The organism is Enterobacter sp. GER_MD16_1505_Eko_090 (genome assembly GCF_003331015.1).
Classification (GTDB): Bacteria; Pseudomonadota; Gammaproteobacteria; order Enterobacterales; family Enterobacteriaceae; genus Enterobacter; species Enterobacter roggenkampii.
Genome location: NZ_PUQF01000007.1, coordinates 88,105 through 111,150, shown reverse-complemented (window position 1 = coordinate 111,150; position 23,046 = coordinate 88,105). Strand labels below are relative to the sequence as shown.

24 protein-coding genes and 1 pseudogene are annotated in these 23,046 nt (G+C 52.5%); 16 read left to right on the top strand and 9 right to left on the bottom strand.

Translation table 11 applies throughout. From position 1 onward, the window contains the following. Positions 1–448 precede the first annotated feature (448 nt). From C6A40_RS09955 to dbpA, 4 genes are all read left to right on the top strand, one after another. On the top strand, positions 449–1,591 hold the full coding sequence (locus C6A40_RS09955; protein ID WP_023292274.1) for a methyl-accepting chemotaxis protein: 1,143 nt from the start codon (positions 449–451) through the stop codon (positions 1,589–1,591). A 155-nt stretch (positions 1,592–1,746) separates the two neighbouring features. Beyond that, a complete protein-coding gene (gene zntB / locus C6A40_RS09950; protein ID WP_023292275.1) occupies positions 1,747–2,730 on the top strand; it encodes a zinc transporter ZntB in 984 nt (327 codons plus the stop codon). 273 nt (positions 2,731–3,003) lie between these two features. Next, positions 3,004–3,186: a proline-rich small protein YnaL gene (gene ynaL, locus C6A40_RS25255; RefSeq protein ID WP_071530964.1), complete on the top strand. Its 183-nt coding sequence runs from the start codon at positions 3,004–3,006 to the stop codon at positions 3,184–3,186. Between the two features lie 27 nt (positions 3,187–3,213). Continuing rightward, a complete protein-coding gene (gene dbpA, locus C6A40_RS09940; RefSeq protein ID WP_023327603.1) occupies positions 3,214–4,587 on the top strand; it encodes an ATP-dependent RNA helicase DbpA in 1,374 nt (457 codons plus the stop codon). Between the two features lie 42 nt (positions 4,588–4,629). Here dbpA and ttcA read toward each other — a convergent pair whose 3' ends face one another. Together ttcA and C6A40_RS25250 are read right to left on the bottom strand one after the other, a co-directional pair. Then, entirely contained in the window at positions 4,630–5,565 is a 936-nt protein-coding gene (gene ttcA / locus C6A40_RS09935) for a tRNA 2-thiocytidine(32) synthetase TtcA (RefSeq protein WP_008501267.1), read from the bottom strand. Positions 5,566–5,600: 35 nt separating this feature from the next. Further along, a pseudogene (locus C6A40_RS25250) lies at positions 5,601–5,681 on the bottom strand (hypothetical protein); the annotation flags it as partial. 142 nt (positions 5,682–5,823) lie between these two features. Here C6A40_RS25250 and C6A40_RS09930 point away from each other — a divergent pair. Together C6A40_RS09930 and C6A40_RS09925 are read left to right on the top strand one after the other, a co-directional pair. Further along, positions 5,824–6,558 carry a YnfC family lipoprotein gene (locus tag C6A40_RS09930; RefSeq protein WP_023292277.1) on the top strand — a complete coding sequence of 245 codons (735 nt, stop codon included), beginning with the start codon at positions 5,824–5,826 and terminating at the stop codon, positions 6,556–6,558. 94 nt (positions 6,559–6,652) lie between these two features. Further along, entirely contained in the window at positions 6,653–7,168 is a 516-nt protein-coding gene (locus C6A40_RS09925) for a GNAT family N-acetyltransferase (protein ID WP_023292278.1), read from the top strand. Positions 7,169–7,201: 33 nt separating this feature from the next. Here C6A40_RS09925 and C6A40_RS09920 read toward each other — a convergent pair whose 3' ends face one another. Then, positions 7,202–7,612 (bottom strand): ASCH domain-containing protein, encoded by a 411-nt coding sequence (locus C6A40_RS09920; protein WP_032663431.1) that lies wholly within the window; start codon positions 7,610–7,612, stop codon positions 7,202–7,204. Positions 7,613–7,900: 288 nt separating this feature from the next. Here C6A40_RS09920 and C6A40_RS24915 point away from each other — a divergent pair, with 288 nt between their 5' ends. From C6A40_RS24915 to C6A40_RS25245, 7 genes are all read left to right on the top strand, one after another. Further along, a complete protein-coding gene (locus tag C6A40_RS24915; RefSeq protein ID WP_126287803.1) occupies positions 7,901–8,110 on the top strand; it encodes a hypothetical protein in 210 nt (69 codons plus the stop codon). 202 nt (positions 8,111–8,312) lie between these two features. Then, the gene (locus C6A40_RS09915; protein ID WP_045334849.1) at positions 8,313–9,836 is read left to right on the top strand and encodes an EAL domain-containing protein; all 1,524 of its coding nucleotides are present in this window, start codon (positions 8,313–8,315) and stop codon (positions 9,834–9,836) included. A gap of 94 nt (positions 9,837–9,930) precedes the next feature. Beyond that, positions 9,931–10,284 (top strand): DUF1294 domain-containing protein, encoded by a 354-nt coding sequence (locus tag C6A40_RS09910; protein ID WP_032676794.1) that lies wholly within the window; start codon positions 9,931–9,933, stop codon positions 10,282–10,284. 178 nt (positions 10,285–10,462) lie between these two features. Continuing rightward, positions 10,463–10,912 carry a hypothetical protein gene (locus tag C6A40_RS09905; protein ID WP_023292282.1) on the top strand — a complete coding sequence of 150 codons (450 nt, stop codon included), beginning with the start codon at positions 10,463–10,465 and terminating at the stop codon, positions 10,910–10,912. Between the two features lie 39 nt (positions 10,913–10,951). Then, positions 10,952–11,149 (top strand): hypothetical protein, encoded by a 198-nt coding sequence (locus C6A40_RS09900; protein ID WP_008501277.1) that lies wholly within the window; start codon positions 10,952–10,954, stop codon positions 11,147–11,149. Between the two features lie 2 nt (positions 11,150–11,151). Next, a complete protein-coding gene (locus tag C6A40_RS09895; RefSeq protein WP_008501278.1) occupies positions 11,152–11,574 on the top strand; it encodes a GFA family protein in 423 nt (140 codons plus the stop codon). Positions 11,575–11,642: 68 nt separating this feature from the next. Then, positions 11,643–11,720 carry a hypothetical protein gene (locus C6A40_RS25245; protein ID WP_223239581.1) on the top strand — a complete coding sequence of 26 codons (78 nt, stop codon included), beginning with the start codon at positions 11,643–11,645 and terminating at the stop codon, positions 11,718–11,720. A gap of 338 nt (positions 11,721–12,058) precedes the next feature. On the opposite strand, the gene ompC is transcribed toward C6A40_RS25245, so the two are convergent. Together ompC and nifJ are read right to left on the bottom strand one after the other, a co-directional pair. Next, entirely contained in the window at positions 12,059–13,219 is a 1,161-nt protein-coding gene (gene ompC, locus C6A40_RS09890; RefSeq protein WP_008501279.1) for a porin OmpC, read from the bottom strand. 388 nt (positions 13,220–13,607) lie between these two features. Further along, positions 13,608–17,132 (bottom strand): pyruvate:ferredoxin (flavodoxin) oxidoreductase, encoded by a 3,525-nt coding sequence (nifJ, locus tag C6A40_RS09885; protein ID WP_045334843.1) that lies wholly within the window; start codon positions 17,130–17,132, stop codon positions 13,608–13,610. Positions 17,133–17,404: 272 nt separating this feature from the next. On the opposite strand from nifJ, the gene C6A40_RS09880 reads away from it, so the two are divergent. Next, positions 17,405–17,671: a putative hemolysin gene (locus C6A40_RS09880; protein WP_008501281.1), complete on the top strand. Its 267-nt coding sequence runs from the start codon at positions 17,405–17,407 to the stop codon at positions 17,669–17,671. Here C6A40_RS09880 and hslJ read toward each other — a convergent pair whose 3' ends face one another. The 4 genes from hslJ to C6A40_RS09860 all read right to left on the bottom strand — a co-directional run bounded on the left by hslJ (position 17,672) and on the right by C6A40_RS09860 (position 20,774). Further along, the gene (gene hslJ / locus C6A40_RS09875; protein WP_008501282.1) at positions 17,672–18,109 is read right to left on the bottom strand and encodes a heat shock protein HslJ; all 438 of its coding nucleotides are present in this window, start codon (positions 18,107–18,109) and stop codon (positions 17,672–17,674) included. Positions 18,110–18,235: 126 nt separating this feature from the next. After that, on the bottom strand, positions 18,236–18,364 hold the full coding sequence (locus tag C6A40_RS09870; RefSeq protein WP_008501283.1) for a DUF2474 domain-containing protein: 129 nt from the start codon (positions 18,362–18,364) through the stop codon (positions 18,236–18,238). Then, entirely contained in the window at positions 18,364–19,374 is a 1,011-nt protein-coding gene (gene cydB / locus C6A40_RS09865; protein WP_032652069.1) for a cytochrome d ubiquinol oxidase subunit II, read from the bottom strand. The genes C6A40_RS09870 and cydB overlap by 1 nt, the downstream gene beginning before the upstream one ends. After that, a complete protein-coding gene (locus C6A40_RS09860) occupies positions 19,374–20,774 on the bottom strand; it encodes a cytochrome ubiquinol oxidase subunit I (protein ID WP_021240254.1) in 1,401 nt (466 codons plus the stop codon). The genes cydB and C6A40_RS09860 overlap by 1 nt, the downstream gene beginning before the upstream one ends. A 391-nt stretch (positions 20,775–21,165) precedes the next feature. On the opposite strand from C6A40_RS09860, the gene ymcF reads away from it, so the two are divergent. After that, a complete protein-coding gene (gene ymcF / locus C6A40_RS09855; protein ID WP_008501286.1) occupies positions 21,166–21,354 on the top strand; it encodes a cold shock small protein YmcF in 189 nt (62 codons plus the stop codon). Between the two features lie 82 nt (positions 21,355–21,436). Then, positions 21,437–22,846, top strand: a complete 1,410-nt coding sequence (locus C6A40_RS09850) for an aminotransferase-like domain-containing protein (protein ID WP_021240253.1) — start codon at positions 21,437–21,439, stop codon at positions 22,844–22,846. Positions 22,847–23,046: the final 200 nt, after the last annotated feature.

Genomic DNA, 23,046 nt, shown 5'->3' with positions numbered 1-23,046 from the left:
CCACGCCTGAGAGGGTTACCGATTTCGCCTGCCGGGCACATCTTAATCTGGCAACGAACATGCGCATTCAAACAATATTAGTTATTTATCGTGAAGCATGACCAGTCATATTAATACTCTACATCGCATTAAGAATATAAAATATATTCTCATTGTTAACGTATTAAGCATTGCTAAACAAGAGCGAATAATAGTAGCAAAGCTCCTTAAATATAACGGCGATTGTATCGGTTCGCCGCAGCGGATGGTATCGCTTAACGTGGCGGCAGACCAGTATCACAGCATGCTGCGAAGAACATTTTCACTAATACGCTTTTTTCATCTGACTTAAGCTAAATCCCAGGCTGCTAACGGCGAAACAACAAACCCGTGAAGTTTCCGAGGAAAAACGTTTGTGCCAATGCTATAAGTCTAGATGCCGACCAAAATATAAAATGTGGGTATCATCATGCTAAGAAATATTAGTGTCAGAACCTTTATTATCGGGTTCCTTTTATCGCTATTTTTGGTAAACGCAGGTGTCGTTGTTCTAATTTCCAGCAAGCCCTCTCTATTTATTTCCCTTAACGCTATCAATTTCGTTGCGCTATTTTTGCTTTGGGTCTATATGACCCGGTATCTTGTGACGCCGATCAATACGGTGAAGAAAAGTATTGAAGAGGTGACTGCCGGCAACCTGGGGGTTTCTATCCCGGAGTTTGGCAATAACTGTGCGGGGCGACTCATTCCCGGGATCAACAGCCTGTCCGGCAACATTGCGACGCTGGTGCGCGAGATCAGGGCGTCATCGCAAACCGCCATGACCTTATCGGATCAGCTCTCAACACGTAGCGCTCAGCTCTCGGTCAAAACCGAACAGCAGTCTGCGTCTTTAGTGCAAACCGCAGCCAGCATGGAGCAAATGGCGGCGAGCACTAAAAATAACGCCGATAACACCCGCCTGGCGAGCGAACAGGCGAATATGGCGACGCTGCAGGCGCGTAAGGGCGGGGAGCTGATGGGGCAGGTTGCCAACAATATGCAGTCCATTACCGAATGCGCCCAGCAGATGACGGAGATCATTTCGCTGATTGACGGCATTGCGTTCCAGACCAATATTCTGGCGCTCAACGCGGCCGTTGAGGCGGCAAGAGCGGGCGACCATGGAAAAGGTTTTTCTGTCGTTGCGGAAGAGGTCAGAAACCTGGCGCACCGCAGCGCAGAGGCCGCGAAGAATATCAAAGCGCTGATTGAAGTCACCAGCAGTAACGTCACGCAGGGCGCGACCGTGGTGTCGCAGGCAGAGAAGAATATGCATGAAATCGTGACGGGCTCGGGAAACGTCAGTCGCTTAATGGATGAAATCTCCGCGTCGACGTCTGAGCAGGAGAAAGGTATTTCCCAGATCACGCTGGCGCTATCGGAGCTGGAGCGGGTCACGCAAAGCAACGTGGCGATGGCGGAGGAACTCAACGGCTCCTCGGATGTACTGCGCAATCAGGTGATTGAACTCCAGGCCCGCACGCGGAATTTTAGATTGGATCACGGGTCTTCGTCCCCATTACCGACCGGCTCCCCCTCCTTCCTCCAGCAGCCAGAACACTCTCTCTGAAAGCGACACGAAGCCTGTCATGCCAGGCTTTTTTCATACATCTGCCCACCCAGCTCAATTCCCGAGCGATTTCAGCGCGATGGAATACATAGTTGTTGCTTAACCCCTTATGAAAGCTAGACTGACACCGAAAGAGTTAAAAAGGTGGAGGTGCTGTGGAAAGCATTAAAGGATCTGAACTTAACGTTCCTGACGCAGTTTTTGCGTGGGTGCTGGACGGCCGCGGCGGTGCCCGACCGCTGGAAGATAATGATGTGATCGACAGTGCGCATCCCTGCTGGCTGCATCTGAACTATACCCATCCGGACAGCGCTGACTGGCTGGCGTCGACCCCGCTCTTGCCCAATAACGTGCGCGATGCGCTGGCGGGTGAAAGCCTGCGGCCCCGCGTAAGCCGCATGGGTGACGGGACGCTGATTACCCTCCGCTGTATTAACGGCAGCACGGATGAACGTCCGGATCAGCTGGTGGCGATGCGGGTCTATATGGACGATGGGCTGATTGTCTCCACCCGACAGCGTAAGGTCCTGGCGCTGGATGACATCGTCAACGATCTGAAAGAGGGCACCGGGCCGATCGACTGCGGCAGCTGGCTGGTGGACGTCTGTGACGCGCTTACCGATCACGCCAGTGAGTTTATTGAAGAGCTGCACGACAAAATCATCGACCTGGAAGATAACCTGCTCGATCAGCAGATCCCGCCGCGTGGTTTTCTGGCCTTATTGCGCAAGCAGCTGATTGTTATGCGCCGCTACATGACGCCGCAGCGCGACGTGTATGCGCGGCTGGCCAGCGAAAGGCTCGCCTGGATGAACGACGACCATCGACGCAGAATGCAGGATATTGCCGACAGGCTGGGCCGCGGGCTGGATGAAATTGATTCCTGTATTGCCAGAACTGCGGTGATGGCGGACGAAATCGCGCAGGTGATGCAGGAGTCGCTGGCGCGAAGAACCTATACGATGTCCCTGATGGCGATGGTGTTTTTACCGAGCACGTTTCTGACCGGGTTGTTTGGCGTCAACCTGGGCGGAATTCCGGGTGGCGCTTATCGCTACGGTTTTACGGCGTTTTGCGTGATGTTAGTTGTTTTGATTGGGGGTGTTGCATGGTGGTTGCATCGTAGTAAATGGCTGTAAATTTACGCTTTTTTCATCTTTTCCCGGGATTAAAACGCTCTTTTAATTGAGCGAAGTCAATAAACATCTACCCCGTAAGGTGCAATATTACTCCCGCAGGTGAATGCAACGTCAAGCGATGGGCGTTGCGCTCCATATTGTCTTACTTCCTTTTTTGAATTACTGCATAGCACAATTGATTCGTACGACGCCGACTTCATAGTCGGCTTTTTTTTGCCTCCTGATTCTGAGCGTCTACCCTAAAAGGGATGACAGCAAATTATGGAGGGAATGATGAGCATCCTTAACGCTCTGCTACTGCCACAATCGCGTCAATCCGATCCTATCCCCAGCGATCCGGTACCTATGCCCGATCCCATCCCGCGTCCCCAGCCGATGCCCGACCCGCCGCCCGATGAAGAACCGATTAAATTGTCGCATCGGACCGCGAGATCTGCGAGGATACGCGCCATCTGACCGCAAAGATCACCACGAGAGACAATTGTGACCGCTTTTTCTACCCTGAATGTTCTGCCCGATGCCCAACTCGCTAACCTCAACGAGTTGGGATACCTCACGATGACGCCTGTTCAGGCGGCCGCCTTACCCGCCATTCTTGAGGGCCGTGACGTGCGCGTGCAGGCGAAAACGGGCAGTGGGAAAACGGCGGCCTTTGGCCTTGGCCTGTTGCAGCATATCGATGCGGCGCTTTTTCAGACCCAGTCTTTGGTGCTGTGTCCGACCCGCGAGCTGGCAGACCAGGTTGCGGGTGAACTGCGTCGCCTGGCACGTTTCCTGCCAAACACCAAGATTTTAACCCTCTGCGGCGGGCAGCCGTTCGGTGCCCAGCGTGATTCGCTTCAGCATGCGCCGCACATTATTGTCGCGACGCCGGGACGCCTGCTCGATCACCTGCAAAAAGGCACGGTCTCACTGGATGCGCTACAAACGCTGGTGATGGATGAGGCCGATCGGATGCTGGATATGGGCTTCAGCGAGGCCATTGACGAAGTGATCCGTTTCGCACCGGCCGATCGCCAGACGCTTCTGTTCTCCGCAACCTGGCCGGAAGCTATCGCCGCCATCAGCGGGCGCGTGCAGAAAAATCCTCTTACCATTGAAATCGACAGCGTAGATGCGCTGCCCGCCATCGAACAACAGTTCTTTGAAACCTCGCAGCAGGGGAAGATCCCGCTCCTGCAGAAATTACTGAGCCAGCATCAGCCTGCCTCCTGCGTGGTGTTCTGTAACACCAAAAAAGACTGTCAGTCGGTTTGTGATGCTCTGAATGCCGCCGGGCAGAGCGCGCTGTCGCTGCATGGCGATCTTGAACAGCGCGATCGCGATCAGACGCTGGTCCGTTTCGCGAACGGCAGCGCCCGCGTGCTGGTGGCGACCGACGTCGCTGCGCGCGGTCTGGATATCAAATCGCTTGAGCTGGTCGTGAACTTTGAACTGGCATGGGATCCGGAAGTGCACGTGCACCGTATTGGCCGCACCGCGCGCGCAGGAAACAGCGGTCTGGCGATCAGCTTCTGCGCACCTGAAGAGGCGCAGCGCGCCAATATTCTCTCTGAGATGCTGCAGATTAAGCTGAACTGGATGAATCCCCCAGCCGGCGTCAGCCTTGTGCCGCTGGAGGCCGAAATGGCGACCCTGTGCATTGATGGCGGTAAAAAAGCCAAGATGCGTCCTGGTGATGTACTCGGTGCACTGACCGGGGATGTGGGGCTGGACGGGGCGGATATCGGTAAGATTGCTGTCCATCCGGCGCATGTCTACGTCGCGGTTCGCCAGGCGGTTGCCCATAAGGCATGGAAGCAGCTGCAAAACGGGAAAATTAAGGGTAAAACCTGCCGCGTACGTCTGCTGAAATAAAGCATGAAGCGTCTCAGACGGTGTTTCTGAGACGCTAACCGCTTACTTCACTTCAAGCACGTTCAGACGCAACGCTTCAAACTGATTGTCATCGTCTTCCGGCTGCCAGCCTGCTGGCTGCATCGGGATCTCTTCCCGGTCAAACGCCAAATCTCCGCCGTTCACGACTTCTGACTCGTGATTGATGCCTTTAAAGTCGAACAGTTCCACATCCGCGAGATGGGAAGGGACGACGTTCTGCATGGCGCTGAACATGGTTTCGATACGTCCCGGATAGCGCTTATCCCAGTCGCGCAGCATGTCGCCAATCACCTGACGCTGCAGGTTCGGCTGAGAGCCGCAGAGGTTACATGGAATGATCGGGAACCCTTTCGCCTGAGAGAAACGCTCAATGTCTTTTTCACGGCAGTAGGCAAGCGGGCGGATCACAATATGTTTACCGTCATCACTCATCAGCTTAGGCGGCATACCTTTCATCTTGCCGCCGTAGAACATATTGAGAAACAGCGTTTGCAGGATATCGTCGCGATGATGGCCCAGGGCAATTTTGGTCGCGCCCAGCTCGGTCGCGGTGCGATACAGAATACCGCGGCGCAGACGAGAGCACAGAGAGCAGGTGGTTTTCCCTTCAGGAATTTTCTCTTTCACAATACCGTAGGTATTTTCTTCGACGATTTTGTACTCAACACCCAGATTTTCGAGGTATTCCGGCAGAATGTGCTCCGGGAAGCCCGGCTGTTTCTGGTCAAGGTTGACCGCCACCAGGGAAAAATTCACCGGCGCGCTTTGCTGAAGATTACGCAGGATCTCCAGCATGGTGTAGCTGTCTTTACCCCCTGACAGGCAAACCATAATGCGGTCGCCTTCTTCAATCATGTTGAAGTCTGCAATGGCTTCGCCCACGTTACGGCGCAGTCGCTTTTGCAGTTTATTCAGGTTGTATTGCTCTTTTTTGTTAATCTCTTGATTCTGTTGCATTGAGTAATACCTTCGGAGCCAGCAGGGGCAAAAATTGTATGCCGCGTATGGTACGGATTCCGGCGGCGAATGCCAGCACGTTTTACTGTTGCGTGAAATCTGGCGCCGATACGTGATAAAGGGTAGTGTTCAGACGTTTGGATACGATAGCGACTTTACGGCAAACGGCGCAGTTGTGGCGCAATCATCTCCGCCAGTATCAATGTTGAAGATTAGCAGTAAGCATGCTGTAATGAGCTTACTTAATTTGAGGGTAACTTGAGCTTAGATTTAAAAATGATAAAAACTTCTACTCTTTTCCTTTGTACTTTCTTATTTTCAAGTATGGCTTTTGCAGAAAATTACTACATACCTCTACTTTATAACTTATCGACTAGGTTTGATTTCAATCCAGTTAAGGGGGCTGTTAAATCCTTAGATACTGATGTTGAGGAGAATGGAAAAATCACTTATAAAATCTCCATCAGACTGAATAAAAATGGTTGTGTTGATAGCTTAAACCTTGATAATGTTTCTTCTGGGCATGAAACCATTCTAAAATATACAAATGGAAGTCTTATTGGCCATAGAGATGGCAAGCCTTTCTCAATACAACTTGATGAAAAATGTCACATTTTGAGTGAAAATGAAAATGGTGACGAGTTGCGTTACACTCTTTACCCGAATGGATTAATTAAAGACACCTATTTTTTAGGCAAAAAAATATCTGAACATTTTTATGATGAAGACGATAATTTGACGCGCTCTGAATTTTATAGTTCAGAAAGCGTTATGTCTAAAAATGAAATATCTTATGTTGATAAAAAAAGAAAGCCTCTTGATTATAAACTAATAAACTCATCAGTTTTCTCGGAGGGGTATACAGCAACCAGCTCTTGTCATTATAACGAAATGCTTGTGCCTGAAATATGTAATGCCACAGTACAGAACGCAGGTAATCCGGCACCGAAACCAGTTTCAATGACAGCACATACGAAAGTTGAATTCTACTAGATTAAAACGATTCCAATAAGCTACCTCCGGCGTCATGGTGTTTTATCGGGACGAGTTCAATGAAGGCACTGGCTTAATGTAAGAGGAATTTAAGATGAATATAGAAACGGTCCGCTTAATCCTGGAACCCTTTAATGATTCACATTATGAAGGCTTAAGGGTAATGGATAGTGATGCTGAGGTGATGCGCTATATCAATAAGGGTATCGTTAAAACGCCCGAAGAAACCTGGGAGGGCATCAGAAAGGTGCAGGCTCGCTGGGATAAGTATCACTTCTCGTGGTGGGCTATCAGAGAGAAATCTACTGGTGCGATCGTTGGTGCGGCATGCCTCCAGCACCTGGCGAACGTGGAGGGGGCACCATTAGAGATTGGCTGGCGCCTCGTGCCTGAACACAATGGCAAAGGCTATGCTACAGAGGCAGCGAAAGCGATCGTTGATTACGCTGTAGAACGGGTGGGAGCATCTTATCTGGTGGCCGTGGCCGATCCAGAAAATATCGCATCGCAGCGTGTAATGAAAAGGTTAGGTATGTCTTATAAAGCCATAGAGCGGCATTACGATACGGAATGCGTTGTGTACGAGCTTAACATGAGTAAGCCTGCTTAATTAAGCGACACATCACTGCCACTTTATCTCAGCTTACAGCACCTCAACCAATTCAAATTCTTCTGCGATCAGTTCCATATCTTCAGAAAAATGGCCTTCGCGGAAGAAAAATCGCTGATGCTCTTTCCGCCAGTATTCAAGGCTTAAATCACCTTCACCCTCTTTGCGAGCGAATTCCTCATTAACATCGCAAAAACGCACCAGTCGCATGGAAACCAGCCGGATCACACAGACCGGGACATTCTGACCATCAAGGATTATGTTGTAGCTTCCTATCCGTGGAGCAGAGACATCCTGCGAGTACGAGGCAAAAGATCCGCAGGTGGCCGTTTTGAGCCCTTTTTTAATCAGGTCCGCAAGCGCGTTCGCCAGTTCCGGGCTGTCACCCATTTGCCAGGCCGCTGCGCCTGGGTACTTCATTTTTAATTCCTCAACCTTAACCATTGAAATCCCTTCTCAACCCTTGACCATAAGAAACATAATAGCGGTTTTAGCATAAACTCCCTCGATATTTGAAGCGTAATCGGCTTTACTTCTACTTTTGAACACAGGCTGGCTGGAATACAAAGGGTTGCATGCATTGGTTGTGTAAATATATTCTTATGGGGGTATCTGTGTGGTGAATCTGCTGCCTGCAGCCCGGCGCGTGACGTTATAATCAGTAACGAGTCATCGGGATGCTATCGGCACCACGCATTTTCTGTAACTTTTATCCCATTGGAAGGGGTTAGCGTGTTCAAGCTTAATACATCTCTACTGGCGGTTTTGCTGCTGTCAGGCTGTAGCTCCGATCTGGTTCTCAACCCACCTAAGCAACCTGAATACAAGTCGATGCCTGAAATAACGCAGTCTGTGACGCCATCACAACAGCGTGCAATCATGGCTGGCGAGCGGCCTGACTGGTCAGAAAGAACGCCGGTCAAGACAATAAAGCAATACTGATAAGCACTTAACAACCAGGGCTGCCGTTCGGCGGCCTTTTTATTTACCCATTTGAGAAGGTGCAAAGACGGAGCCTGGTTTGGGGAAAATTTCTGACGGCGGACATGGTATTTCTTTCTTTATCAACCATGCTTAAGGCGAAGATAATTCAATCACTTCAGCATCACCGAAGCGGCAACGTCACTCGAGTCGAGAACCCTGAATGCGCCATGCACCTATCTCCATAGCTGCAGCCACGGCAATTTTTGTGCTGGGCGTTTTTATCATCAATATCCAGGTCTGGTACTCGGCGCGGGCTGACAGCCTTGCCGGGGCGCACTACGTCGTCAGGAATATGCACGTTATTCTTACAGAAGCGCATCATGCGACCCAGGTTGCAATGCGGCTTGCTGAGAATGAGTGTGATGCTGAAGGACAGTATCGGCTCGGCACTGAAGCGGCATTACAACCCCATCTGAGAACGATCGTTATTCTGAAAAAAGATGCGGTATGGTGCTCCTCCTTGCCGGGAAACCGCGTGTTGTTGGTGAACGGCTCAGCGCTGCCTGAAGCGCCATTGCTACTTGTTCCATCGAAAAGTACGGTCAACGGCCTGCCGGTTCTCTTATACCAGACAAATCATGCCGGCAGCCGAATCATGGTGAGCATCAGCGACAGCCATATCCGGGATGCGCTGAATATGCCACTACGTGGCGTGGCGTATTCGCTGCTGGTCGGCAATCGTCGTTTAGGCCAATCAGGCGATGTCTTGACGGCAGCCCATTCAAACAACGATGTTCTGACGGTAAAAGCCGCTGATTATGCCTTCGCGATTCAATTTAACGCTCCGCCTCTTTTTAGCCTGACGCGATTATTCGACCAGGCCGGTGGAGTGGTGTTATTTCTACTGCTCGTTTCCTCTCTTTCTGCTTATCTTCTGCAGCGATATCTGTCTAAGGATATTTCACCGGAAGAATCGCTGCGTACCGCCATCTACAGAAATGAAATTATTCCCTATTACCAGCCCGTCGTGAGCGGAAAAGAGGGCACCTTGCGCGGTGTAGAGGTGCTGGCAAGATGGAAGCATCCGCAATCCGGGTTTATTTCTCCCTCGTCATTTATTCCTCTTGCTGAGAAAACAGGGCTAATAATTCCACTAACCCAAAGCTTAATGCGTCAGGTTGCAACGCAGATGAATGCTATTTCTACGCTGCTGCCGGAAGGATTTCATGTCGGGATTAACTTCAGTGCGTCTCATATCGTTGCCTCTACCTTTTTTGAAGAGTGTCTGAATTACAAGCGCAGCTTTGTTCAACAGGATCTTAATCTCGTTGTGGAGGTGACCGAGCGTGAACCTCTCCACGTAGATGAACATCTCGTTAAGACCCTGAATGCGCTACATGAAATAGGGTTTGCCATTGCCCTGGATGATTTTGGAACGGGATATTCCGGCCTGTCCTACCTGCAGGACCTGCACATTGATTACATCAAAATCGACCAAAGCTTTGTTGCCAGGGTTAATGAGAATGAGGATTCCACCCTGATCCTGGATTCGGTACTGGAACTGGCAAAAAAACTGTCAATCCGTATTGTGGCGGAAGGGGTTGAAACCCAGGAACAGCTTGATTACCTCATGCGCAATAACATCACGTTTTTACAGGGCTACTTCTTCTACAAACCCGTTCCTTTTAAGGAGTTGATAAAAATTCTGTTATCGAAGCCAAAGGTTAAAGTGAGGGTGGAGTGACTTTGTCCCGTTGTCAGCAATTCCCGCCCGATACATTCATAAGTAGCGTATAATGCGGCGTCGAAAACCGCTCAACACTTCTCTGGCCAGTACTATGACCCTCAATCGCGTTTGTTATTTACTCCTGCTCTTTGCTGCGATCGGCAGTCTTTTTACCTCGAGCCCTTTGGCTATGTGGTTTCTGCTGATCAATATGCTGACGTTGGTCATGTATGGCGCCGATAAAATAGCGGCGCGGAAAGGCATGCGCAGGGTTCCGGAAGCCACGCTGCTGGTATTTGGCGTAACGGGCGGCTGGCCTGGCGCGATTGTGGGCCAACAGCTCTTTCGCCATAAAACACAAAAGCAGCCGTTTAAAACCTACTTTTTCTTAAGCATTGTCGTTAGCATCGCCGTGATGGCGGCGGTTTACCATTTCTCGCCTGTTTCTTCTTTATGGCCGTTTTGACATCAAGTTAACCTGAGTTTTTCAGATGCCAGCACTACGTTGATAAGAACGGTCATTCGGATAGCGCGTCGTGAATAAATCCTCCATCACTGCCAATAGTAGTAGGACTATTCTTAAGTTGTTGCTGTTTTTTGCACAATCTGAATAATACGTGCAACTACACGGACGACAACATCCCATGAAAATAGTCTCTATTACGCTGGCAGCGCTGGTGCTTTATTCTGCACCTGCCTGGTCCGCTTTTCAGGAGCGGGAATATAATACCTGGTATATGAAAAATGCGGTGCTTTACGATATGACGCAGACCTCAGAAGGTTTTCCCGTCATGGTGAGCGTATCCCAGCCTGGGAAAAAATCCGCTAATTTGCTGGTGTCATATATTACGGAAGGCCGCTGTGGTGAGAATAACCTGCCGCTTAATGTGAATGGTAAGGTGCTGCCCGCCAAATATAATTGTGTTCAAATAGGAAAGAACAGAATTGAACATTTTTCAGTGGTGGATGCGGAAAGCGTCAATGGCATGGTGACGCATCTGAAATCTGATTTCACTATTCTCCTGCAAAACGATATCAAAATTTGGGCAGCAAATATCAAAGCGCCAAAATACGGGCTAACCCCGCGCTTTTAAAATCATGCTACGCTTGTTTGTTGTATCAGGAGCATGAGTATGAAGAACAAAGACGAACAAACAGGATTAGTGGGGCTGGCGATTGGGGCGGCCGTTATTGGGCTGGTTTCTGCCCAGAAACCAATCGATCGCGACAGCATTGTTGATGAGCTGGTCAGGCTCGGCAGGCAGAAAGGCGATGGTGTAGAAGATGAGGTTTTCGTCAAGGCTGCTGACCTGGTGAGGAAGGGGATCTAGCCATGGCTGATATTCGTCATGCGCAGTGCCATTGTGGCGCGGTGGCCTTTACCGTTGCGCTAACGGATGGCCTGAATACCGCGCGGCGCTGCAGTTGTTCCTTTTGTCGCATGCGGGGGGCGGTCGTCGTCTCTGCGCCGCTGTCAGGGATTACCGTGACCAAAGGTGAGGATAAGCTCACGGAGTACCGCTTCAATACGGGAACGGCACGGCACTTTTTCTGCTCGGTGTGCGGAATTTACACGTTCCATCAGCGGCGTTCTAATCCAAACGAATATGGCGTGAATGTGGCCTGCTTTGATAACGTCTCACCGTTCGATTTCCCTGAAGTGACGGTGATGGACGGGGTTAACCATCCCTCGGATGGAGATAGCGGGGTGTTTGGCTACCTCTCTTTTCGCAAGAAAGGAACAGGTCAGGCGTAATTGCCGCCTGGCCACTCTGTAATTAGCCTGGCTATAGTGGAGGGTGGTTATCTGAAACAGGAGAAACTATGCTTTGTGTTGAAAAAGACGATCCGCGTGAGGCCCCTGAATCAGGTGATAAAAAGCCTCAACCCGTAAAAAAATAACGCAACCTGTGCGTTTTCCCGCCACCGGCACTGCTGGTGGCTTTTCATTTCTCAGGGAATACTGTTAACCGCCATCCAGGTGGTTCAACACAGCACTGAGATGCCCGACAATATCAGCAAAATCAAAAATTAACGCCATCCAGATGAGCGCTAAAAGAGTTAGTACGACAACGGATACACGACCAAACAACGCTGTTATCCTTAGTGATGGAAAGGCTATCACCTGAGTTTAAACAGCTTTACCTCAACTTACCCTCAACCACGTGATTTCAGAACCTGCTTTTTGTGATGAACGTCAAGAGATGGGTGAGCCCGCATACTGATGCGGGCTCTGGCAATCAGAACTGGTAAACCAGGCCCAGTGCCACGACATCATCCGTGCCGATGCCGTTGTTTTTGTAGAAGCTGTCATCTTCATCCAGCAGGTTGATTTTGTAATCAACGTAGGTGGACATGTTTTTGTTGAAGTAATAGGTTGCGCCGACGTCAGCGTACTTAACCAGATCCTGGTCGCCCTGGCCGTTGCCAAGGTCCTTGCCTTTAGACTGCAGGTAGGAAAGGGACGGACGCAGGCCGAAGTCGAACTGGTACTGTGCGGTCACTTCGAAGTTCTGGGTTTTGTTGGCAATACCGCCGCCTGAAGTGCTGTCACTGGAACCGTATGGCGTCATATTGCGGGTTTCAGAGTACATTGCCGCCAGGTAGATATTGTTAGCGTCATATTTCAGACCCGCGGTCCATGCGTCCGCTTTATCGCCGCCAGCATATTGAGATGCTGCACCGGTGCCTGCGATCACCTGGTCATTAGTACGATCTGAAGAGGTATACGCTGCACCCGCAGTAATCCCCATGCCAAAGTCATAGGTTGTGGAGATACCGAAACCGTCACCGTTTTGGTTACGAATGTTGTTATCAGAACGGTTGTTCGTTCCTTCCTGAGAACAACCATTCTCGTCACAGTTGCTGCCTTCATTTTTGCCCTGATACTGCAGCGCAAAGTTCAGACCCTGCACCAGACCATAGAAGTCGGTGTTACGGTAGGTTGCTACGCCATTGGCGCGGCCGGTCATGAAGTTGTCGGCTTTGGTGTAGGAGTCGCCGCCGAACTCAGGCAGCATATCGGTCCAGCCTTCCACGTCGTACAGTACGCCATAGTTACGACCGTAATCGAAGGAACCGTAGTCGCCCACTTTGATACCGGCGAAGGCCAGACGCGTCCAGGACTGGTTATCAGACCCTTCGGTGTTATTGGCCTGAATGTTGTATTCCCACTGTGCGTAGCCAGTCATCATGTCGTTGATCTGGGTTTCGCCTTTAAAGCCCAGACGCATGTAGGTTTGATCCCCGTCAGCGCCTTTATCATCGGAGAAATAGTGCAGACCATCTACTTTTCCGTACAGATCTAATTTGTTACCGTCTTTATTATAAATCTCTGCTGCATGAGTTGCGCCAGCCATTAACAGAGCCGGAATCATCAGGGCCAGTACTTTTCTTTGCATTTTGATATTCCTTTGCGGTTGTTTTTATTTAATTACCTGTTGAACTTTCCGAATACGAAAGTTGTCTCATGCTAAATCACTCCCGTGTAAGAGTAATAAATTATAATTGTTACGAACTAAGTAAAATCTAAACTGAATACATCAACGGTAATGGTCATTGGTTTGGTGAATGTTTTAAGGCTATACATAATAAATTAAAATTATTAATCAGGTGTGAGTTAAGCTATTCTTGATGGCGTTATATGCCTTTAAGATTATTTATCCATAATTCGCATGAATAATATTTAGGGAACTAAATAGATATTTAATGATTATCTGGATTCGCCCGGTGTGAATACACCGGGTTTTTTTATGGCAAAAAAATGCCCGGACGCGCCGGGCAGAGAGACTAGTCGCTGGTCGATTTTTCGGCTTTACCCGCCAGCTGCGCCAGGAAGTCATACCGTTTTTGCAGATCCGCCGCAGCGTCTTTCCATAGCTGTTCGGCCACTTCCGGCTGCTGCGCGTTAAGGCGACGGAAGCGCTGTTCCTGCATTAACGTCTCGGCCAGAGCATCTGACGGCGGACGCGAATCCAGCGCCAGCGGTAATTTACCCTCGTCCGCACGGCGCGGATCGAACCGGTACAGCGGCCAGAAGCCGGTCGCGGTTAGCTGTCGCATCTGATCGTGGCTGAGTGCCAGGTCGTAGCCATGCTCTTCACACGGGCTGTAGGCAATGATCAGCGACGGGCCGGGATACGCTTCCGCCTCCTGGATCGCCTTCACCGTCTGGTTAAGCTGTGCCCCCAGCGAGATTTGCGCGACGTAAACGTGACCGTACATCATCATGCTCACCCCGAGATCTTTGCGTGCCTTGCGTTTCCCGTGCTCACCGAATTTCGTGACGGCACCCAGCGGCGTGGCTTTCGACGCCTGACCACCGGTGTTGGAATAACACTGCGTATCCAGCACCAGGATATTGACGTTTTCGGTCAGGCTTAGCACGTGGTCCAGCCCGCCAAAGCCGATGTCATAAGCCCAGCCGTCGCCGCCAATCAGCCAGATCGATTTTTCGACCAGGGCGTCCGCGTCGGTCAGCAGCTGTTCAGCGCCCGCCACGCCCTGAAGCGCCTGACGCAGCTCTGCAACCTGCTCACGACGTACCTCTGGCGTCGCGTCGGCGTGAAGCGCGTCATTGAGCCCGGCGGGGATCTGCCCGGCAAACTGCTCCAGCAGGCGCATCACGCGCGCGCGGTGCTGGTCAACGGTCAGGCGGAAGCCCAGACCAAATTCGGCGTTATCCTCGAACAGCGAGTTGGCCCACGCGGGACCGCGGCCGTTGGCGTCAGTGGTATACGGCGTAGAGGGCAGGTTGCCGCCATAGATAGACGAACAGCCGGTAGCGTTGGCAATCAGCATCCTGTCACCGTACAGCTGGGTAAGCAGCTTGATATACGGTGTTTCACCGCAGCCCGAGCAGGCGCCGGAGTATTCAAACAGCGGCGTGATCAGCTGCGAAGTGCGAATATCAATGCGTTCCAGTTTGCTGCGATCGATTTCCGGCAGATTCAGGAAGAAGTCATAATTCACTTTCTCTTCTTCGACGTGCTCCAGACGCGACATCATATTGATGGCTTTAATCTCCGGGTTCTGCCTGTCTTTCGCCGGACAAACCTCGACGCACAGGTTACAGCCGGTGCAGTCTTCCGGCGCGACCTGCAGAACGTATTTCTGTCCGCGCATATCGCGGGATTTTACATCCAGGGAATGCAGGCTGGCCGGGGCGGCCTCCATCTCTTCCGGCGACACTACTTTGGCACGAATGGCAGAGTGCGGGCAGGCCGCCACGCAGTGGTTGCACTGGGTACACAGATCTTCTTTCCAGATGGGGATCGCTTCGGCGATGTTGCGTTTTTCCCAGCGGGTGGTGCCCATCGGCCAGGTGCCATCCGGCGGTAGGGCAGAGACGGGCAGGGCATCACCCAGCCCGGCCAGCATCGCCGCCGTCACGGTCTTCACGAAATCAGGTGCCGCATCAGACACCACCGGAGGGCGGTTCGGGCTTGCGGCGTTGACCTGCTGCAGCGGGACCTCAAACAGCGACTCGCGCGCCAGGGCCAGCGCCTGCCAGTTACGCTCGATCAGCTCCTGGCCCTTGCTGCTGTAGCTTTTGGCAATCGCGCCCTGCAGTTCCGCCAGCGCGCTGTCGCCCGGCAGGATATTCGTCAGATGGAAGAAGGCCATCTGCATAACGGTATTAATACGCGCGGCAAGGCCACATTCGCGGGCAATTTTCGCCGCGTTAACCACATAGAAACGGGCTTTTTTCTGGTTCAGCACCGCCTGCACTTCCTGCGGCAGGCGCGACCAGACTTCATCCGCGCTGTATGGCGTATTCAGGAGGAAAATACCGCCAGGCTTCAGGCGCTCGGCCATCTGGTACTTATCAATGAACTGCAGCTGGTGACAGCCAACAAAATCAGCCTGAGAAATTAGATACGCAGAGCGGATGGGCTGTTCGCTCACCCGTAGGTGGGAAACGGTCAGGCCGCCGGCTTTCTTGGAGTCATAGACGAAGTACCCTTGGGCGTACCACGGCGTGGAGTTCCCGATGATTTTGATGTTGTTTTTGGTCGCGGAGACGCTGCCGTCACTGCCCAGACCATAGAACAGCGCCTCGAGTTTGGCGGTCGAGGGCAGGGTGTTTTCCGGCAACGTCAGGGACAGATTCGTCACATCATCATAAATGCCGACGGTAAAGCGCGGCTTGGGCTTCGCTTCGCTGAGCTCGTTGAAGACCGCCAGCACGCAGTCCGGTCCGAACTCTTTGGAGGACAAACCGTAACGCCCCCCGATCACGCGCGGCAGCGTTTCACGTTCGCCATGATTAAAGGCCTCGGCCAGGGCGGTCATCACATCCAGATACAGCGGTTCCGCCTGCGCGCCCGGCTCTTTGGTGCGATCGAGCACCGCAACGGTACGCGCGCTTTCCGGCAGCGCAGAGAGGAGATGTTTCGCCGAGAACGGCCGATAGAGACGCACTTTCAGCACGCCAACTTTTTCGCCGCGCGTCAGCAGCTCATCAACAACTTCCTCGCAGGTGCCAATGGCCGATCCCATCAGCACAATGACCCGTTCCGCCTGCGGATGGCCGTAATACTCAAAGGGTTTGTATTCCCGACCCGTTGCGGCAGCAAAGTCATTCATCGCCTGTTCAACATGGTCGTAAACCGCGTTGTACCACGGGTTGGTGGCCTCGCGGGACTGGAAATAGGTATCCGGGTTCGCCGACGTGCCGCGAATCACCGGGTGTTCCGGATTCAGAGCGCGGGCGCGATGCGCGTCAATGTCCGCCTGCGGAAGCAGATTCAGAATTGTCTCGTCAGCCAGCGGAACGATTTTGTTAATTTCGTGGGACGTACGGAAACCATCAAAGAAATGAATAAACGGCACCCGGCTTTTGAGCGTGGCGATATACGAAATCAGGGCAAAGTCCTGGGCTTCCTGAACGCTGCTGGCGCACAGCATCGCGCAGCCGGTCTGGCGAACGGCCATCACGTCAGAGTGATCGCCAAAGATAGAGAGCGCGTGGGTGGCAACGGTACGCGCAGCGACGTGCAGAACGAAGGGAGTCAGTTGTCCGGCAAGTTTGTACAGCGTCGGGATCATTAATAACAATCCCTGGGAAGAGGTAAACGACGTGGAAAGCGCGCCGGTCTGAAGCGCGCCGTGGACCGTGGCAATCGCACCGGCTTCCGACTGCATTTCAACCACTCGCGGGACATCGCCCCAGACGTTTTTTAACCCGTTACCCGCCCAGGCGTCCGCCTGCTCAGCCATGGTAGAACTTGGCGTAATCGGGTAGATGGCGATAACTTCACTGGTGCGAAACGCGACTGAGGCAACTGCACCATTACCGTCAATAGTTTGCATAGGACAACACCCTTACATTGCGCAAAAAAATAGGGGTCTGTATTACGGCAACAAACCCTGAATATTATCTGTGTATTCTAGCAAACGGGGGATTTTTCGATTTTCGCTTTTGTGTCCTCGTTATTCCTGCCATCAATGAGTAGATCAAACTTTTGGCAGAAAAATTGCGAGAAATTGTTTCAGGAGCGCATAAATACGCACTTCCGCTCTCGACGACACGGGATGGGATGCCTATTATGCATAGGTTTCGCATTATTCATGGGGGAGAGAGCATGCGCTCAGCATTTTTGGTAGGGTGTGCCGCATTATTGTTGTCGGCATGCAGCAGTGAACCTGTCCAGCAGGCAACGGCCGCGCATGTGGTGCCGGGTATGAAAGCCGCGATGTCCAGCTCCGGTCAGGCCAACTGCGCGATGATTGGCGGTTCGCTGTCGGTAGCTCGCCAGCTTGATGGTTCAGCTATCGGGATGTGCGCCTTGCCAAACGGCAAACGCTGCAGTGAACAGTCGCTTGCCGTTGGAACTTGCGGTAACTACTGATTATTCTGCACGCTTAAACATCAGCGTTTTATCGGCTGTCGCCAGCGTTAACTGGTCTTCAGTCAGGTCGACCTGCGCACCTTTGCGCAGCATGTCGCCGATGGCCTGATCCAGCTCGTTAAGCTGCGGCTCACTACAGAGCTTGCGCGTCATGGCCAGCGTTTTCACCTTCAGCTCGCCTTCGGACAATTTCCCCTGTCCGTTGAAGCGGTTACACATCTGGCCAGAAACGCTGATGTTATTCACCAGGCTGATATCTGGCAGTGCGCTAAAACCGATCTCAGGTTGCGTTGTCGCGGTCTTCACGGCCTTACCGTCCACACTTTCCAGCACAAAGCGGTGGTTCTTAAGTTGCTCCGGCTGAACGGAGGCTTTACCCGGATTAACGCAGCCGGTAAGGACAAGACTGATAACACTTAACGCAATGAGCTTTTTCATTTTTCTTCTCAAACTATAAACACTGTGAATCTTTTTCCAGTGTAACGATACTCTGCCATGCGTTAATGGGGTTTATCTGAAAGTGCGGGGAGGAGCCGGGCAACGCAGCGGTTGCCCGGGATGACGTTAATGTGATTTAAACCCTGCCGCCGTCATCAGCATACGGAAGAGCATACTGACCGCAGCCAGCGCCAGTACGCTGCCGCCCCAGATAATGGCCAGCCACAGTAATCTTTTCCAGACCGGTTGTTGCATCAGTGATAACCCTCCCCATGCTGAACTTTGCCGCGAAAAACGTAGTAACTCCAGAAGGTGTAGACCAGGATAACGGGAATGATCAACAGCGCGCCGACCAGCATAAAGCCCTGGCTTTGCGTCGGTGCGGCGGCCTGCCACAGGGTGATTGACGGTGGAATGATGTGCGGCCAGATGCTGATCCCAAGCCCGCTAAAGCCGAGGAAGATCAGCCCCAGCGTCAGGATAAACGGTCGGCTATGGCTGTCGGGATTATTCAGGCAGCGCCACTGATACAAACTAAAAATCACCACCAGGGCCGGGACGGGCAGCAGATAGAACAGATTCGGCAACGTAAACCAGCGCGCCGCGATGGCCGGCTGCGCCAGCGGTGTCCAGAGGCTGATCGCCGCAATAAACGCCAGCAGTACGAGTAACAGGGTCTTCGATACCTGACGCATCCGCTGTTGCAATGCATTTTCGCTTTTCATTACCAGCCAGGTCGAGCCTAACAGCGCGTAGGCCACCACCAGGCCCGCGCCGCAAAACAGATTAAACGCGGTAAACCAGTCAAAGGGGCCGCCGGTATAGGCCCGGCCGGTGACGGTAAAGCCGTTAATGACGGCGCCCACCGTCACGCCCTGGGTAAACGTCGCCAGAATGGAACCGCCTATAAACGCCTTATCCCAGAAAGGACGGTGTGCTGGCGTGGCTTTAAAGCGAAACTCAAACGCTACGCCACGAAAAATAAGACCGATCAGCATTAATGTGAGCGGAATGGTGAGGGCATCGATAATCACGGCGTAGGCCAGCGGAAAGGCGCCGAACAGGGCGGCCCCGCCAAGCACCAGCCAGGTTTCATTCCCGTCCCAGACCGGCGCGACGCTGTTAACCATCACATCGCGATCGTCGGCGTTCTGCGTGGCCGGGAACAGAATGCCAATCCCCAGATCAAAACCGTCCATCACGATATACATCAGCGTGGCAAAGACGATGATCACAAACCAGATAATGGAAAGATCGATACCCATTACGGCTGCTCCTTATGTTCAGTTGTGACGGCAGAAAGCGGGCGCGCCGGACGTCCGTCGGACTCGGTGGCGAAAGATTCATGCGGCTGCGGGCCTTTTCGGATGAGGCGCACCATATAGCTGTAACCCACGCCAAATACCGAGGTGTAAACGACGAAGAAGGCCAGCAGGCTCACGCTCATATGCAAATCGCCATGGGCAGAAACCGCATCCTTCGTGCGCTGGAGCCCATAGACCACCCACGGCTGGCGGCCCACTTCGGTGGTGATCCACCCGGCCAGAATGGCAATCAGCCCGGATGGCCCCATCAGCAGCGCAAACCACAGGAAAGGGCGCGATGAATAAACGCGCTTTTTATAGCGCAGCCAGAGTGCCGTTACCCCAAGCAGCAGCATCAGCATGCCCAGGCCAGCCATAATGCGGAACGACCAGAAGACGATGGTGGAATTTGGGCGGTCTTCCTTTGGAAACTCTTTGAGCGCCGGAACCTGTTTATCCAGACTGTGTGTCAGAATAAGGCTTCCCAGCGCCGGGATCTCGAGCCCAAAGCGGGTGCGCTCCTGTTCCATATCCGGCCAGCCAAACAGCAGTAGCGGGGTAGGCTCGCCCGGCGGGTTTTCCCAGTGCCCTTCAATGGCGGCAATTTTCGCGGGCTGGTGCTTTAAGGTGTTCAGCCCGTGCATATCGCCCACCATGGCCTGGAGGGGCGCGACAATCAGCGTCATCCACAGCGCCATTGAAAACATTGCCCGGATGGCGGGGGTATTATTCCCGCGCAGCAGATGCCATGCCGCGGATGCGCCAACAAACAGGGCGCTGCTCAGGAACGCGGCTATCGACATGTGCAGCAGGCGGTAAGGGAAGGAGGGGTTAAACACCACGGCGAACCAGTCCACCGGTACCACCTGACCGTTGACGATCTCATAGCCCTGCGGGGTTTGCATCCAGCTGTTGGAGGAGAGGATCCAGAAGGTGGAGATAATGGTCCCCAGTGCCACCATGCAGGTGGAAAAGAAGTGCAGCCTCGGCCCGACTTTATTCCAGCCGAACAGCATCACGCCGAGGAACCCGGCTTCGAGGAAGAAGGCGGTAAGCACTTCATAGGTCAGAAGCGGGCCGGTAATACTGCCCGCAAACTGCGAAAAGCCGCTCCAGTTGGTGCCAAACTGGTAGGCCATCACCAGCCCGGAGACCACGCCCATGCCAAAGTTGACGGCAAAAATCTTCGACCAAAAATGGTACAGCGAGCGCCATACCGGATTTTTTGTTTTCAGCCACAGCCCTTCGAGTACGGCAAGGTAGCTTGCGAGACCAATGGTGATGGCCGGGAAAATAATGTGGAAGGATACGGTAAAGGCAAACTGTATCCGCGCAAGGTGAAAAGCATCTAAACCAAACATGCACAGCCTCAATGTCAAACGGTGTGCTGTTATGGTATAGGGGCGAAGATCGGACGAGCAGACGCAGAAAAGCGAATTTTAACCATAACAGTTGGCGTAAATTTCACGCTTTAGCCATCTGATATACCTCGCCGTTGTGGAATAAAAATATTCTTTTTATGATTTTTCCGCATTAAACCGCTTGCTTTGTCGTCAGCGTCGTGCGTTAATGGCCTTCTGGTTTTGAGTCCAAATAAATATCTGACGTAGTTTTATAAAGCAGTTCTCATCACGTTGTGCCTCTCCGCAGCCTCTCTTGGGTCTTTATCTACATTCCGATTCGTTTTGTTTAAAACCATTATGCCCAATCGGCCCATTAGTAATTTACGTTTTTACGTTTCAGGAGAAACCTATGACTTCATATATCCATTTTCGCTGCCCATGCTGTCATGGCTCGCAGTACCGTACCTCAGCCTTTGATGTGTCTGAGAAAAACCCGTTTGGCGCGAAATGCATTTTTTGCAAATCGTCGATGATCACGCTCGACCACCTGGCCGCCGCGCGTTCCGCTCAGAGCCACGTGACCGAATACCGTAAGTAAATCATCTTCCAGACTATAACAGTTCGCTAAATCTTCTCTTTTTCTCCTGCTGATATACACTGTCGGTCTTAAGGAGAATCTGATGAAAAAATACCAGCGTCTGGCGCAACAAATAATCTCGCAGATTGAGCTTGGCGTATGGCTGCCGGGCGATAAGCTGCCTTCCCTGCGAGAGCAGGTGGCAAGCAGCGGCATGAGTTTTATGACCGTTGGCCACGCGTATCAGATGCTGGAAAGTCAGGGGCGCATTGTCGCCAGACCGCAGTCGGGCTATTACGTTGCCTCGCGCCCGACCGCACAACAGCCTGCGCCACCCGCTCAGGTGATGCGTGACGAAGCGGTGGATATCAATACCTACATCTTCGACGTCTTACAGGCCAGCCGCGACCCGTCCGTTGTTCCTTTTGCTTCCGCGTTTCCCGACCCCAGGCTTTTCCCGCTTCAGCAGCTCAACCGTTCGCTGGCAAACGTCAGCAAAACCGCGACGGCGATGAGCGTGATTGAGAACCTGCCGCCGGGAAACGTCGATCTCCGCCACGCCATTGCCCGCCGCTACGCGCAGCAGGGGATGAACATCTCCCCGGAAGAGATCGTGATCACCGCAGGCGCGCTCGAAGCGCTGAATCTTAGCCTTCAGGCGGTAACCGAGCCGGGTGACTGGGTGATTGTCGAAAACCCCTGTTTTTACGGTGCGCTGCAGGCGCTGGAACGCCTGAAGCTCAAAGCGTTGTCGATTGCGACGGACGTTCGCGAGGGGATCGATCTCAATGCCTTAGAGCAGGCGCTGAATGAATACCCGGTTAAAGCCTGCTGGATCATGACTAACAGCCAAAACCCGCTCGGCTTCACGCTGAGCGCGGAGAAAAAAGCCCAGCTTGTCGCCCTGTTAACCCAGCACAACGTCCCGCTGATTGAAGATGACGTCTACAGCGAGCTCTATTTTGGACGTGAAAAGCCGCTCCCGGCGAAAGCGTGGGATCGTCAGGACATGACGCTACACTGCTCGTCCTTTTCAAAATGTCTGGTGGCCGGTTTTCGCATCGGCTGGGTGGCGGCAGGAAAACACGCGCGGCGCATTCAGCAGCTGCAGCTGATGAGCACGCTTTCAACCAGTTCTCCCATGCAGCTGGCGCTGGTGGATTACCTGGCGACCAAACGCTACGACGCCCACCTGCGCCGCCTGCGGCGTACGCTGGCCGAGCGAAAGCAGCAGGCCTGGCAGTCACTTCTTCGCCATATGCCTGCAGGCGTTAAAATTCACCATAACGACAGTGGCTACTTTTTATGGCTGGAACTGCCGGCGCAGCTGGACGCGGGGCTGCTGAGCGAAAAGGCCTTAACGCACCATATCAGCATTGCTCCCGGAAAAATGTTTTCCACCTCTGACGCGTGGACGCCGTTCTTTCGTTTTAATACCTCCTGGGCCTGGGGAGAGCGGGAAGAGCAGGCGGTCATTCAGTTAGGAAAATTAATTAGCACGATGCTGGAATAATCCTTTTTCCGTTATTTAAATAATCAATTCTTATCCTGATGACGGCGCTGCGACTATTTCGCGGTGACCCGTCATAGGAAATCTGCATACCGTCTCTCGCGCCTAACCCCTTGTCTATAATCCAGTTAACGGGGAATGCGCCCTCGGTCACACCTTGATGAAATTTCCTGAAGCCGAACGGTGCGGCGCATTTGCGCGGT

Bases quoted from the DNA above. Each gene is read 5' to 3' on its own strand.
- C6A40_RS09915 (WP_045334849.1), top strand. From the start codon at position 8,313: ATGCGCCATGCACCTATCTCCATAGCTGCAGCCACGGCAATTTTTGTG.
- hslJ (WP_008501282.1), bottom strand. From the start codon at position 18,109: ATGAAAAAGCTCATTGCGTTAAGTGTTATCAGTCTTGTCCTTACCGGC.
- C6A40_RS09880 (WP_008501281.1), top strand. From the start codon at position 17,405: ATGCGCTCAGCATTTTTGGTAGGGTGTGCCGCATTATTGTTGTCGGCA.
- ompC (WP_008501279.1), bottom strand. From the start codon at position 13,219: ATGCAAAGAAAAGTACTGGCCCTGATGATTCCGGCTCTGTTAATGGCT.
- C6A40_RS09905 (WP_023292282.1), top strand. From the start codon at position 10,463: ATGAAAATAGTCTCTATTACGCTGGCAGCGCTGGTGCTTTATTCTGCA.
- C6A40_RS09850 (WP_021240253.1), top strand. From the start codon at position 21,437: ATGAAAAAATACCAGCGTCTGGCGCAACAAATAATCTCGCAGATTGAG.
- cydB (WP_032652069.1), bottom strand. From the start codon at position 19,374: ATGGGTATCGATCTTTCCATTATCTGGTTTGTGATCATCGTCTTTGCC.
- C6A40_RS25245 (WP_223239581.1), top strand. From the start codon at position 11,643: ATGCTTTGTGTTGAAAAAGACGATCCGCGTGAGGCCCCTGAATCAGGT.
- C6A40_RS09895 (WP_008501278.1), top strand. From the start codon at position 11,152: ATGGCTGATATTCGTCATGCGCAGTGCCATTGTGGCGCGGTGGCCTTT.
- C6A40_RS09955 (WP_023292274.1), top strand. From the start codon at position 449: ATGCTAAGAAATATTAGTGTCAGAACCTTTATTATCGGGTTCCTTTTA.
- ttcA (WP_008501267.1), bottom strand. From the start codon at position 5,565: ATGCAACAGAATCAAGAGATTAACAAAAAAGAGCAATACAACCTGAAT.
- nifJ (WP_045334843.1), bottom strand. From the start codon at position 17,132: ATGCAAACTATTGACGGTAATGGTGCAGTTGCCTCAGTCGCGTTTCGC.
- ymcF (WP_008501286.1), top strand. From the start codon at position 21,166: ATGACTTCATATATCCATTTTCGCTGCCCATGCTGTCATGGCTCGCAG.
- C6A40_RS09910 (WP_032676794.1), top strand. From the start codon at position 9,931: ATGACCCTCAATCGCGTTTGTTATTTACTCCTGCTCTTTGCTGCGATC.
- ynaL (WP_071530964.1), top strand. From the start codon at position 3,004: ATGAGCATCCTTAACGCTCTGCTACTGCCACAATCGCGTCAATCCGAT.
- C6A40_RS09925 (WP_023292278.1), top strand. From the start codon at position 6,653: ATGAATATAGAAACGGTCCGCTTAATCCTGGAACCCTTTAATGATTCA.
- C6A40_RS09870 (WP_008501283.1), bottom strand. From the start codon at position 18,364: ATGCAACAACCGGTCTGGAAAAGATTACTGTGGCTGGCCATTATCTGG.
- C6A40_RS09860 (WP_021240254.1), bottom strand. From the start codon at position 20,774: ATGTTTGGTTTAGATGCTTTTCACCTTGCGCGGATACAGTTTGCCTTT.
- C6A40_RS09900 (WP_008501277.1), top strand. From the start codon at position 10,952: ATGAAGAACAAAGACGAACAAACAGGATTAGTGGGGCTGGCGATTGGG.
- C6A40_RS09920 (WP_032663431.1), bottom strand. From the start codon at position 7,612: ATGGTTAAGGTTGAGGAATTAAAAATGAAGTACCCAGGCGCAGCGGCC.